Consider the following 12,064-nt stretch of genomic DNA (forward strand, 5'->3'; position numbering starts at 1 on the left):
AATCGTTGCCGTTCTGCGACCGACGCCGATCAGATGAGGTACCGGGTGATCGGCAGCATGATGCGCTCTGCAGCGTCGGAGAGATCCGAGCCGTCCGAAACGCCGGGGGCATCCGGGGTCGCGGTGCGCCGCAGCGCGGCCATCGCCGCCTGCGCCTGATCGGAGTCCACGTCGACACCGATAACCACCAGCGCGCTCGACGGCTGCTCGTCGTGTCGCCACCTGCGTTCGCGCATACGGACATGTCCACCGACCGAGTGGACCTCGTAACCCCCGCGGTGCGCGGGCAGGTCGAACCACACCACACCCTTCACTCGGAACACACCCACCGGCGGTTCACGCAGGAAGTCGGCAAGCGCACGGGGATCGAGCGGATCGGTGGACGAGAACTCGACCGAGGTGAAGCCCTCGTGGAGATGATGGTGACCGGCATGGTCGCAGTCGAGGTCGGCGAGCAGTTCATCGAAGCCGAGCTGACGCGGTCCGTCGTCGGCGCGAGCGGTCGCAGCGTCGAGGATGAGGTCGGGATCGACAACCGCGTCGCGGGTGCACAGGATCGTGGCCTGCCGATTGACCTCACGAATCGCGGCGGTGAGCTGGGTGCGACGCGATTCGTCCACCAGATCGCTCTTGTTGACCAGCACCAGGTCACCGAGTGCCACATGAGTGCGCAGCACCCGCGCCGCGCGCACGACCGACGTGATCGCCCCGTCCGGACCGGGGACCTGCGGGACCTGCGGGTCTGCGACTCGCCCGGCCGACTCTGCCCACCCGCCCCGGTTGTCGCCGTCGAATGCGGCATGGCGGGCGTCGACCACGTAGACGAGACCGCCGTAGGCCACGTGCGGATCGGCGGCGGTGACCACCATCGAGATCAGCGTGCCCGGCTCGGCGAGTCCACTGGCCTCGATGATCACGGCGTCGAGGCCCGCTGATGGTCGCGCGAGGCGCGCGAGGGTGTCATGCAACTCGTCGGGACCCACCGAGCAGCAGATGCAGCCGTTGCTCAAGGTCATCTGTGCACCGACCTGCCCGGAGACCAGCAGCGCGTCGACGTTGATGGACCCGAAGTCGTTGACCACCACACCGATTCGTCGACCGTTGGCATGGCGCAGCAGATGATTGAGCAGTGTGGTCTTTCCCGCGCCGAGGAAGCCCGCGATCACCACCACCGGAACCGCGTGCCTGCCGCCCGCTGCTCGACCGCTCACCGAACGCGACCTCCGGAAGTCTCACGATCGCACGGTGCCTGCTGAATTTCCCGGGCCGGTTGATATTCCGGGACCGGTTGGAATTCCAGGGCCCCGTGACATTCCGGGCCCTTGCGATATTCCGGGCCCTTACGATGTTCCAGAGAGCCTTGACATTTCGGACACACCACGTCGAGCTGGCGGCCACGGTCGTCGACAATGTCGGCAACCGCGTCGGTCGGCGCGCCGCAGCGGCTGCACTCTCCCACCGTTTCGGGATTGTCAGAGAACGTGAGCGACATTCGCTTGTCGAAGACAAACATCGATCCCCGCCAGTGGCCGTCGTCGCCGAATGTCTCGCCGTAGCGGACAATTCCTCCGTCGAGCTGGTAAACCTCCTCAAAACCACGTCGGCGCATCAGCGCGGTGAGAACCTCACAACGCACGCCGCCGGTGCAGTAGGTCACCACAGGCTTGTCTTTGAGGTGGTCATAATCACCTCGATCGAGCAGTGTGACGAAATCACGCGTGCTGCGTGCAGGAGTGATCACCGCATTGTCGAAATGGCCGATCCTTCCCTCGATCTCGTTGCGGCCGTCGAACATCACCACGTCGGCGCGTGAATCGATGAGTGCGTGCAGTTCATGTGGGGAAAGACGAATTCCGCCGTCGACGACGCCATTTTCGTCGACGGCGACTTCCCCGGGAACTCCGAACGTCACGATTTCAGGGCGGACCCGGACACTGAGGCGGGGAAAGTCCTCTGCCGATCCCGCCGACCATTTGATGTCGGCGTCGGCGAACCCGGCATAGCCTTTCGTCGCACGCACGTACCGCCTGAGCTGCGACAGCTCTCCCCCAACCGTCACATTGATCCCGTGGGGCGAGACGATGATGCGTCCGCGCAGATCCAGTGATTCGCACAGGGCGAGCTGCCACACGCGGATGGCCTCGGGATCGGGTAACGGTCGGAAAACGTAGAACAGTACGACTTTGGAAATCCCCACCCGTCAAGAGTAGGCATTGCCACGCCCGGGTAGGCGCACGTGGGTGCAGTGGCGGCAGCGGCGATAGACTCACGCACCGATGAATCCCCACCAGCACGGCCCCGAGTCCGCCGGAGGCGAGGGCAACCGGCGCGATGAGCAGGCGGTGGCCGGCGGCACCAGCCAGCCCCATCCGCCCGCGTACACCCCGCCGGGCCACTCATATCCGATGCCGTGGAACCCCGAACAGGGCATTCCTCAGACCACCTACGCTGACCGGACGTATCCGGGCAGTTCGTATGCGGGCGCGAGCTTCCCCGAGACCGCGTGGCAACTGGTCGCCGTCCCTCCCGCGAGAACCAGCGGAAAGGCGATCGCCGCATTGGTGACAGGGATCCTGAGCATCCTGATCTGTCCTCCGGTAGGAATCGCCGCAGTCTTTCTCGGAAACTCCGCTGTTGACGAGATCGACATAAACGGTGGAATTACGCGGGGACGGGGACTCGCCCAGGCTGGTCGTATTCTGGGCTGGATTTCCGTCCTGTTCATCATCGCCATGTTGATACTGTTGATCGTTATCTTCGCCGTCGGAGATTTTTGATACCCGAATCGATTCACCGCATATCTTCGCGTCGTACGAATGAGCGACAATCACGTGTTTCGCGAAGTCCTTGGGTACGATTCGAGGCAGAACGACGACAATTGCATCCCATTGCTCCGGACCCGGCACTCGAGGATGAGCGGACCGCGAAAAAATGTGCACCCCCCAGCCCGGGTTCACACACAGTCGGTGACAACGATTCACCGGACAACGATTCACCGGAGCAGTAACCGAGAGGACAACCAGTGGCGAAGAAGCAAATTGTGCAGTTCATCGACGATCTCGACGGTCGGGTTCTCGACGAGTCGGAGACCGTTCGCTGGTCGCTTGACGGCAAGAACTACGAGTTCGACACCTCGCCCAAGCATGCGCAGCAGTTTCGCGACACGCTGTCCAAGTACATCGACGCCTCCCGCAGCGCCAACAGCGGGCGCTCGCGCCGTGGATCAGGTTCTGCCAAGACCTCGTCTGCGCGCTCGAAGGAGCGCACCCACACCATCCGCGAGTGGGCGATCGAGAACGGCTACGAGGTGAGTACCCGCGGCCGGATCCCCACGAGCATCATCGAGGCCTACGACGAGGAGCACTGACCTCACCGTCGAACACTGACCTCACTGTCGAACACTGACCCGCTGTCGTCTTTGCGGGGATTGTCGCGATGGCGAGTTCCGCAGAACGGGCAGACCTCCTGCGACAGAACGGAAATGATCGCCTCAACTCCGCGCCCATTCCACAGTGATAGGAACACAAGCACACTCAGCGGCAGGGTCCACGATCGGCCGACCCCGCGGCATCGCCCGCGGAGTCGTCGAAGGGAATGAGGCGGCGCGATGGCAGAGGCAGGCACCGGCACTAACACGCCGTCAGACGAACCACCGAGCGGTGAGAGCGGCAGCGGCACAGCAGACTCCGAGAGCTCGCCAGACTCGGGCAACTCGACAAATTCGGGCAATTCGACAGCGAGCGAGCACTCGACAAGGAAGCTGAAGAACAAAGACGAGATCAAGCAGGCCCTCTACGACCAGTACTTCTTTCGGCGCCTGTGGTGGACCTGCGTGGGTATCGTGCTCATCGGCCTCGGCTCGGCAGTGCTGCGGGTGGGCCAGGTCGGCGTCGATCCGTACACGGCGGCCAATATCGGCATCAGCAACACCATCGGGATCAGCCTCGGCAGTTATCAGCTGATCAGCAATTTCGTGTTGTTCATCCCGATGATCCTGTGGGGCCGCCAATACATCGGCGTCGGCACCGTCATCAACATGGTCATGGTGGGCTATTTGGTGCAGTGGTTCTTCCAGCTGCTCGACCCGATCTCGTGGGACCACCCGACCGGCGCGGAGAAGACGCTGCTCTTCTGCTGCGGCATCCTGATCTTCGACTACGGGTGCTCGCTGTACATGACGTCACATCTGGGCAATTCACCCTACGATGCGGTGGCGCCGATCATCGTCGACCACACAGGCGCGAAATACCGTGTGGTCCGCGTGATTCAGGCCTACTCGTCGATCCGCAATACCGCGGGTTCGATCGGTGTCGTCGCGGCCTCCATCGTCGAGCGCGACGATGACGGAAAGATCAAAGTGACCGAGGCCGATGGCGGCGACATCGGCGAGGCGAGTGTCGGCGGTTCGCTGATCGGCATGCTGATCGGCATCCTCGGTGGCCCCCTGGGCATGCTGCTCGGATTCGGCCTCGGCGCTCTCGGCGGCGCGCTGGTCGACGCCGATCACGCCGACGACGCCGACGACGCGGTCACCGAGTTCTCCCGCCTCGTACCGCCCGGACACACACAACGCGATCCTGGCCCAGACCGAGGAAGCCGACACCACCGCACTCGACGCCTTCGTGCAGAAGCTCGGCGGTTCCATCAGCCGTCGCCCGCTCGACGATGTCCTCTCGGAGGTGGAGGCCAACCAGGACGCCGCAGATGAGGCAGCCAAGGCTGCTCGCAAGACCCTGCGCGAACAGCGCAAGGCCGAGAAGAAGGAAAAGCGCGAGGATCGTGTCGCAAACCTGAAGTCGAAGTTCGCCGGCTCCAAGAGCTGACGGCTCAGGCCAGATCCACCGATTCGGCCCGCTTCCACACCCGGAAGCGGGCCGAATCGTGTCCGGGCCGGGCTCGAGTGCGTGCCCGATGCGACAAAAGGTAACAAGCCACAAAACGTGACAAGCCAGAAAAGGTAACGATTCGGTACGCGCCCGGACAACGCCGCACCTACCGTTGGCGCGTCGTCGATACTCACTTCCGTGAGGCGAAGCAGACCGATTCTGGTGCTCTCGATCCTAGTGGCGGCTGTGGCTCAGCTCGTCGCCGCCCCGGCGATGTCGGATGGGGCGACCCCCGCGTGGCGGTACACGATGGTGGCGTTCAGCAACGCCAGCGACAGGGACATGGATGTCTACCAGTCCGGCGACGCCACCCATTTCGACGTCCTGCGCCTCAACGCCTATCGTCCGCCCACCGGACGTGTGCGCGATCCCAGCATCTTCCGCAACTCCGACGGCCTGTATTACCTCACCTACACCACGGCCGACGGGGCGAACATCGGTTTCGCGCGCAGCCCTGACCGGCGCACGTGGACGTTCCTGCAGAACTACCCGGTCCCCTTCTGCTGCGCCTTCCTGCCCGGCACCGGCGACGGTAAGGGGATCGGCTCGGTCGACATCCGCGGCTTCGGTTCTGCCGGGTCCTCCGACGGTCCGTCGCTGTCACCGTTCACCACCAAAGCGTGGGCGCCCGAATGGTTCGTCGACAATGGTCGCGTCAACGTGATTTTGTCGATGTCGACCGGCGGCGGCTTCGTGCCCTACCTGATGACGGCCCTGGATCCGTCACTGCGCCTGTGGAGTCTGCCCGTTCCGCTCGCGGGCATCGGTGCCGACCACATCGACACCACGGTCGTGAAGGTCGGTGGCACCTATCACGCCTTCACCAAGAACGAGACGAGGAAGGTCGTCGAACATGCGGTGTCGAACTCGCTGGGCGGCCCCTACCGGTTCGTGACGCCCGGACCGTGGGGGACCTACGTCGAGGGGCCGGCAGTGACACAACTTCCCAGCGGTGCCTGGCGGATCTATCTCGATGCCTATACCCGCGGACAGTACCTGTACTCCGACAGCACCGACGGGATGAACACCTGGTCGACACCGACTGTGCTGCCCGGCCTTTCGGGAACCGTCCGGCATGTGGGCGTCATGCGCGAGCCGGCCTGAGCGCTCGTCACACAACGCTCACCACTGGCTCACCTACCCGCGGGGCCGCTCACCTACCCGCCGGCGGTGAACCGAGCGAGATCATCGCACCGTTCGGATCCTGCAGCGTGGCCAGCGTGCCGTAGGGCGTATCGGTCGCCCCCATCATCACGGTCCCGCCGAGCTTCTCGGCAGTCTCCACGGTCGCGGCCACCTCTTCGACGGTGACGTAGATCTGCCAGAACGATGGCATCGCAGGCGGAAAGATGTTGGTGGCGTCCATGATTCCCGCATACGCCATATCGCCGAAGAACACCTGCGCATAGCGCAGCGGATTGCCGGGTTCGACCACTTCGGCTGCAGAGTTGTCGATGATCGTCTCCACCCGGGCGCCGACCACCTCCGGGTAGAACACCAGCGAGCGCGGGTAATCCTGGCTCGCACACTCGAACCAGTAGGGTGCGCCCGGCACTCCCCAATCGGCAAACCCCTTGTGCTTGTTGGGCTTCCAGAATCCGATGACCGCACCGGCGGCATCGATCGCCACCGCCATCGTGCCCTCGTCGCCGACATCCATCGGCGGGACCATCACGGTCCCACCTGCAGCCTTGACCAGTTCGAGGGTTTCATCCGGATCGGCCGTGTGCAGATACGACGACCAGACGCTGGGTGCCGAATCGTCGGCGGCCGACATCAGTCCCGCGATGCGTTTGCCGTTGAGCGTGAAGTTGCGGTAACCACCGAGGTCGGGGTTGGGATCTTCGGCTTCCCAGCCGAACAACTGCTGATAGAACGACACTGCGGCGTCCGCGTCACTGGTCATCAGATCGAACCAGATAGGTGCGCCGATGGGGGCGGAGTACTCGGTCATGAGAGGCCCTTCCGGTAGCCGTGCGCGGCCGAGCATCGGGATGAACTCGCGCCTGCTTCCAGCCTTGCCGAAATCGATCGCCGGCGCACGCGTTTATGACGATCGCCCGGCCTGCTCCTCGCCGTCGAGCGTCACCGCACAGATCTCCGCGATCGCCGATGGTGATCCCTGCTCACCGATTTTCGCCGCGATCACGCCGAGAATGATCAACGCCCCGCCGACGAACTGTGCCGCAGTGGGGATCTGGCCGAGCAACGCCGCGGCCCAGACGACCGCGGCGACCACCTCGAGTAGCGCGAACAACGACGCCAGCCGTGCGCCCAGACGCCGAGCGGCGGCGATGCCGGTGAGGTAGGCGGTCGCCGCGGTGATCACACCCAGCACGATCAATACCACCCATGTCGACTCATCGAATCCGGCGAAGTGGACGGACGCCGCCCCGACACTCATCGGGAGCACCCCGACAACACCGAGGATTCCCAGAAGCGCTACGGCGAAGACCATCCCGGCCGTGGCGAGCACCGACGGCGGCAGCGAGTCATCGGTATGAGCGGAGATGATGAAGTAACCCGCAGCACCGACCATCGCCGCGCCCGCCCACAGCGCACCGACAAGATCGACCGAGGTTCGGCCGATCAAGTCGAGTACCAGCACAAGTCCGACCGCACAGATCGCGACTCCGAGGAAAGCCCAGCGCGACGGACGCTGACGGTGCACCGCCCACATCCAGGCGATCACCACCACCGGCGCGGTGTACTCGATGAGCAGCGCCGGGCCCACATCCATCCGCTGGATCGCGGAGAAGTAGCAGAACTGGGCACCAGCGATGCCCAACAGGCCATATGCCGCGATCGTGCGCCCGTGGCCGACGACAATCGACCGCAACGTCGGCACCCGCATCGCCGACCACCCGCCCAGGTCGCGCGCGGCGAACGGCAGCAGTACGAGGCAGCCGACGCCGATGCGGATGGCCACCACGGCACCGGGACTCCACCCGGATGCGAGCAGCGGTGTGGCCAGAGCCCCCGACAGCCCGAAACTCAGGGCCGACACGACGGCGAAGGTGAACCCGACACGGGCCCTGTGCGCCGCATCTCGACCACCCAGCCGGATCGTGTCATGAGTCATCTGCGCCATGGGCGATGACACTAGTGAGCGATTCGGTAAGGTGTCAACATGATTTTCGGTGATGACGTCGACGTGGCACTACAGTCGGCGGTGGCGCTGGTTAACTCCGCGTCATCTCCCGACACCCTGGAGACCGTCGCCGATCTCGACACCTTCTGGACTCGGTTCGGATACACCGGCCGCCATGACCGCGACCGGACCGAACTCGAGCAGGTGCGCGAGATCAGGCCGACGCTGCGGGCACTGCTTCTCGCGGACCGGGACGACTGCGTGGGGCTCGTCAACGATGTCCTGCGCCGTCATCGAGCGCTTCCCCAGCTCGAACGGCACGGCGACACCGACTGGCACCTGCATGCCATCGATGCCGATGCACCGCTGGCCGACCGGATCATGGTCGAGACGGCGATGTCGCTCGTCGACGTGATCCGCGCCGATGAACTCTCGCGCCTGACCATCTGCGATGACGACGACTGCGACGCCATCGTGCTGGATCTCTCGCGCAACCGGTCGCGCCGCTACTGCTCCACAGCGTGCACCAACCGCAATGCCGTCGCCGCATATCGGCGGCGCCAAGCCGGGACCGACCGAAACGGGCCGGCGCAGGTCAGGTAACCGACCGCCGATTCCGGGTCAGGACCGCTCACACATCGTCATTGCCGTGTGCAGCCGCCGAACTGCCTCACGCAGCGAGTCGGGTGAGAGAGTGGCGAAGCTCAGCCGTGCGCACTCGGTGAGGTCGGCGTCAACCGCAAACGCCGATCCCGGAACGAACGCGACACCGTGCGACAACGCGACGCTCAGGAGTTCGTCGGTATCGCAGCCGGGAAGTCGTATCTAACAGAACATGCCGCCGGTCGGGGCGACGTACTCGACGTCGGCGCCGAATGCGTCATCAAGGGCCGACGTCAATGCTGCGGAACGAGTGGCGTATTCGGACGTGACTGTGTCGATGTGGCCTTCGAACCACACATTGTCCGAGAGCAGTTCGGCCACCATTAGTTGATTGAGTGCCGAACCGCAGAGGTCGGCACACTGCTTGAGACGTTCGACAAGGGACACGATCGCCGGGGACGCGTTGAGCCATCCCACCCGCAGTGCCGGCGCGAGCGTCTTCGACGCCGAGCCCAATCGGATGACGCGCTCCCCTGGAATCGGGGTGTGCCCTGAAACCGTGGTGTGCCCTGAAATCGTGGTGTGCACTGTGTCATCGAATCGCAGTCGGCCGTACGGATCGTCGTCGATGATCCAGAAGCCGTACCTCTGCGCGAGATTCGCGAGCGCTTCACGAGTGGCCGCGGTGGAGGTCACGCCCGACGGGTTGTGAAAGTTGCTGACAGTGTGGACGATCCTGGGTCGGACACCGCTCTCGAGTAGTTTCACGAGAGCCGCGATGTTCGTTCCCTCGTTCGTGATCGGGAGAGCCTCGACGTGGGCACGCACGCTCTGAAACGCTTGGAGCGCACCGACGTACACGGGATCGTCGACAACAACGACATCAGCGGGGTCTAGCAGGGATTGGGCGAGCAGCGACAGCGCTTGCTGAGAACCGTGGGTGAGCAGGATTTGCGACGGATCGACAGCCTCGACCCTCGCCACCGCCTCGCGGCAACGTGTCGCGCCGCGACTCGTGGTGTACTGCAGCGCGTCGCTGCTGCCCATGACACGAGCGGCGGCTTCGGCTATCCGGAGGCCGGGTATGAGTTCGGTGGCGGGTAGTCCACCGGCGAGGCTGAGTACGCCGGGCCGCTCGGTGACGGCGAGAAGGTCGCGGATCGCCGATCCGCGCACACCGCGCACGGCGGCCGATTCGGGCGGTGGGGTCGGCAGGGTCATCGGATGCGGCATGGGTGCATCACTCCTGTTCTCGGGGCATGAACGTGGAGGTGATGCGGATGGTCACCGAGAAGGCGTGCGCGGGTGAATCGCCCGCACACAGCATAGACACCAGCTCTCACTAGTCGGTACTTATATCTCACTATCTGAGAGATCGATCAGAGTGCGCGTGCAGCCCCGTCAGGCACTGGAATGAAGCCAGAGCACTAATGGAAACGACTATCGTTTACAATAGTCGGCATGAAAGTACGCAACTCGGTGAGATCCCTCAAGAACAAGCCCGGCGCGCAAGTGGTGCGGCGACGCGGCAAAGTGTTCGTGATCAACAAGAAGGAACCGCGTTTCACGGCGCGACAGCGGTGAGGAGACAGCGGTGAGGATCGCCAGCCCAGGCGGTCCTTTCCATCCAGCGAGAGGGCGATCGATGAATCAAGCAGAGCGACGACGTGCGGCACACAGCGGGCAGCGGCCGGGGCCATTCCCCGGGCCAGCCCAAAGTGACGAGGACCGAGTGTTTCATGCGACGGCGAACTACGAGGTGTCGCGCCAGTGGGTCCCCGCGCTACACATCCCGCTCGCCGCCGACGATCCCACCGAGAACCACGCCCTCGCGTTGATCAGAAGCGGCTCGGAGCCGGGGACTTTCACGGTAAGCCACGTTGGTACACGTGGGTAGCCGTGGACGATCCACAGCCCACGCTCAGGCATTGCGTTTATTTCGATTAGTCGGCAAACTGGCTACATGAGCACCACCACCGCACCACGCAGAAAAGGAACGTTCTTCCCTCCGACAGATGCCACCAATCTCGACGCCCTCATGGACCTGTCGAAGTTCCTCGACCACCACGATGAGCCCGCAGCACTCCTCGGCCCCGACGGTGAGAAAATCCCCCTCCCGCTAGAGGTTTACAGCACGCTGACACAGATCGTGGAAGCCATGCGCGCTCACCGTGCGGTCGTGGTCGCTCCGGTCGATCAGAAGCTCTCGACGCAGGAGGCCGCCGACTACCTCGGCATCAGCCGCCCTACGCTCATCAAACTGCTGGAGAGCGGCAAAATCCCCTTCGAGACCGTCGAGGGCAGCCGTCACCGGCGCGTAGAGCTGGGTGACCTGCTCGACTACCAATCGCAGCGGACTGTGGAGCGACGCAAGGCGTTGCAAGCTCTCGTGGACGATGCCGAGGAAAGCGGCCTGTACGACGTGCCTGCCGAGGACTACCGCAACGCCATACGCACTGCTCGCCACGAGATCGCTGAGGAGCGCAAGGAGTAGGAGTAATGGCGGGGTTTCGCGTGGTGCTCGACGCTTGCGTGCTGGTGCCGATCAACAAAGTTGACCTGCTCCTCACGTTCGCCGAGCAACGGGCGTACTTCCCGCTGTGGAGCGACCGGATCATGGACGAGACTGTGCGCGGTATCCACCGAGCGACGAAGGGCCGTGTCTCCGAACAAAGGGCGCGCACGCGAGTCGAGGCCATGAATGACGCCTTCGAGGATGCCTGCGTGGAAGGTTGGGAGCCGCTCGAAGCGGCGATCATCGGGATGCCCGACCCTGATGACCGCCATGTTGTCGCAGCTGCTGTGAGAGGCCACGCGTCAGCAATCGTCACTGACCACTTCCCGAAGGCCGTCCTGGAGCCTCTGGGGCTCCACACACGCAGCTCCGACCGATTCCTCTTGGACCTGCTCCACCGCAACCCGGCACGCGCGGTGGCCTGCGTAGCTCAAACCGCCGACAAGCACGGACACCCACCAGTGACCACCGAGGTGTTCCTCGAAGCCCTCGCCGCCTCTGGCACAAAGGGTTTCGTTCGAGAGATCACGCCCTACTTCGAATCAGGGAGCTGAACACACGAAGACCCCCATGGCCTCATGGGAATCTTCGTGTCGCTGCTTCCGCACAGCACACACCGGTGAGGTGTAATCACCTATCCCACAGCGCATCTCGGTTCGAGCGCGGTGGGTAAGGTCTCAGACCTCAGCGCCGAGCATCGTGATCAGCGCCGCCGTGGGAACACGGACACGTTCGGGGTCCGAGGTGGATCACGGGGAGGCGACCTTCGCAGGCCGTCTCATACCCGTAGGCGCGCGAGACCCCGAGATAGGCGACGGCCTGACCGACGCTGAGGGTCGTTGCCCGCTACGCAATTCGGCAATCGTTGGGGCTGGTGCACGAGTAGGTGACATCTGATCTGGCTTGCCCTGCCGGGCGGCCTGGAAGGATGCCAGCTGTGCCCAAGCCCTATCCCCAGGAGTTCCGCGA

Annotated in this window: 12 protein-coding genes and 2 pseudogenes; 9 read left to right on the plus strand and 5 right to left on the minus strand. The window is 64.1% G+C overall.

Annotated features, from left to right (window positions below; genetic code table 11):
* Positions 1-29: 29 nt before the first annotated feature.
* Positions 30-1,211, minus strand: coding sequence for a CobW family GTP-binding protein (locus IEW22_RS17045; protein WP_188588132.1), 1,182 nt, complete (start codon positions 1,209-1,211; stop codon positions 30-32).
* A 146-nt stretch (positions 1,212-1,357) separates the two neighbouring features.
* Positions 1,358-2,197 (minus strand): annotated as a pseudogene (gene trhO, locus IEW22_RS17050) (oxygen-dependent tRNA uridine(34) hydroxylase TrhO); the annotation flags it as partial.
* A 79-nt stretch (positions 2,198-2,276) separates the two neighbouring features.
* On the opposite strand from trhO, the gene IEW22_RS17055 reads away from it, so the two are divergent.
* The 5 genes from IEW22_RS17055 (at position 2,277) to IEW22_RS17070 (ending at position 5,990) form a co-directional block, all read left to right on the plus strand.
* Entirely contained in the window at positions 2,277-2,777 is a 501-nt protein-coding gene (locus tag IEW22_RS17055) for a DUF4190 domain-containing protein (protein WP_188588136.1), read from the plus strand.
* Positions 2,778-3,022: 245 nt separating this feature from the next.
* Positions 3,023-3,367, plus strand: coding sequence for a histone-like nucleoid-structuring protein Lsr2 (locus tag IEW22_RS17060; protein WP_188588138.1), 345 nt, complete (start codon positions 3,023-3,025; stop codon positions 3,365-3,367).
* A gap of 240 nt (positions 3,368-3,607) precedes the next feature.
* Positions 3,608-4,708: a hypothetical protein gene (locus IEW22_RS20260; protein WP_229742848.1), complete on the plus strand. Its 1,101-nt coding sequence runs from the start codon at positions 3,608-3,610 to the stop codon at positions 4,706-4,708.
* On the plus strand, positions 4,680-4,823 hold the full coding sequence (locus IEW22_RS20265) for a hypothetical protein (RefSeq protein ID WP_229742849.1): 144 nt from the start codon (positions 4,680-4,682) through the stop codon (positions 4,821-4,823). Before IEW22_RS20260 ends, IEW22_RS20265 begins: the two co-directional genes overlap by 29 nt.
* 276 nt (positions 4,824-5,099) lie before the next feature.
* Positions 5,100-5,990: a glycoside hydrolase family protein gene (locus IEW22_RS17070; RefSeq protein WP_308421414.1), complete on the plus strand. Its 891-nt coding sequence runs from the start codon at positions 5,100-5,102 to the stop codon at positions 5,988-5,990.
* Between the two features lie 49 nt (positions 5,991-6,039).
* Here the strand turns inward: IEW22_RS17070 and IEW22_RS17075 are convergent, their stop codons facing one another.
* Together IEW22_RS17075 and IEW22_RS17080 are read right to left on the minus strand one after the other, a co-directional pair.
* Entirely contained in the window at positions 6,040-6,840 is an 801-nt protein-coding gene (locus IEW22_RS17075; protein ID WP_188588140.1) for a VOC family protein, read from the minus strand.
* 93 nt (positions 6,841-6,933) lie between these two features.
* Positions 6,934-7,977, minus strand: a complete 1,044-nt coding sequence (locus IEW22_RS17080) for an EamA family transporter (protein ID WP_229742851.1) — start codon at positions 7,975-7,977, stop codon at positions 6,934-6,936.
* 39 nt (positions 7,978-8,016) lie between these two features.
* Here IEW22_RS17080 and IEW22_RS17085 point away from each other — a divergent pair, with 39 nt between their 5' ends.
* The gene (locus IEW22_RS17085; RefSeq protein WP_188588141.1) at positions 8,017-8,580 is read left to right on the plus strand and encodes a CGNR zinc finger domain-containing protein; all 564 of its coding nucleotides are present in this window, start codon (positions 8,017-8,019) and stop codon (positions 8,578-8,580) included.
* Between the two features lie 18 nt (positions 8,581-8,598).
* On the opposite strand, the pseudogene IEW22_RS17090 reads toward IEW22_RS17085, so the two are convergent.
* Positions 8,599-9,813, minus strand: a pseudogene (locus tag IEW22_RS17090) (aminotransferase-like domain-containing protein).
* Positions 9,814-10,041: 228 nt separating this feature from the next.
* Here IEW22_RS17090 and ykgO point away from each other — a divergent pair.
* The 3 genes from ykgO to IEW22_RS17105 all read left to right on the plus strand — a co-directional run bounded on the left by ykgO (position 10,042) and on the right by IEW22_RS17105 (position 11,649).
* Positions 10,042-10,164 (plus strand): type B 50S ribosomal protein L36, encoded by a 123-nt coding sequence (ykgO, locus tag IEW22_RS17095; RefSeq protein ID WP_188588142.1) that lies wholly within the window; start codon positions 10,042-10,044, stop codon positions 10,162-10,164.
* A gap of 379 nt (positions 10,165-10,543) precedes the next feature.
* Positions 10,544-11,074 (plus strand): helix-turn-helix domain-containing protein, encoded by a 531-nt coding sequence (locus tag IEW22_RS17100; RefSeq protein WP_188588144.1) that lies wholly within the window; start codon positions 10,544-10,546, stop codon positions 11,072-11,074.
* Positions 11,075-11,079: 5 nt separating this feature from the next.
* The gene (locus IEW22_RS17105) at positions 11,080-11,649 is read left to right on the plus strand and encodes a PIN domain-containing protein (protein WP_188588146.1); all 570 of its coding nucleotides are present in this window, start codon (positions 11,080-11,082) and stop codon (positions 11,647-11,649) included.
* The last annotated feature ends 415 nt before the right edge of the window (positions 11,650-12,064 follow it).

Origin of the sequence: Gordonia jinhuaensis (assembly GCF_014639795.1) — a bacterium.
Classification (GTDB): Bacteria; Actinomycetota; Actinomycetes; order Mycobacteriales; family Mycobacteriaceae; genus Gordonia_B; species Gordonia_B jinhuaensis.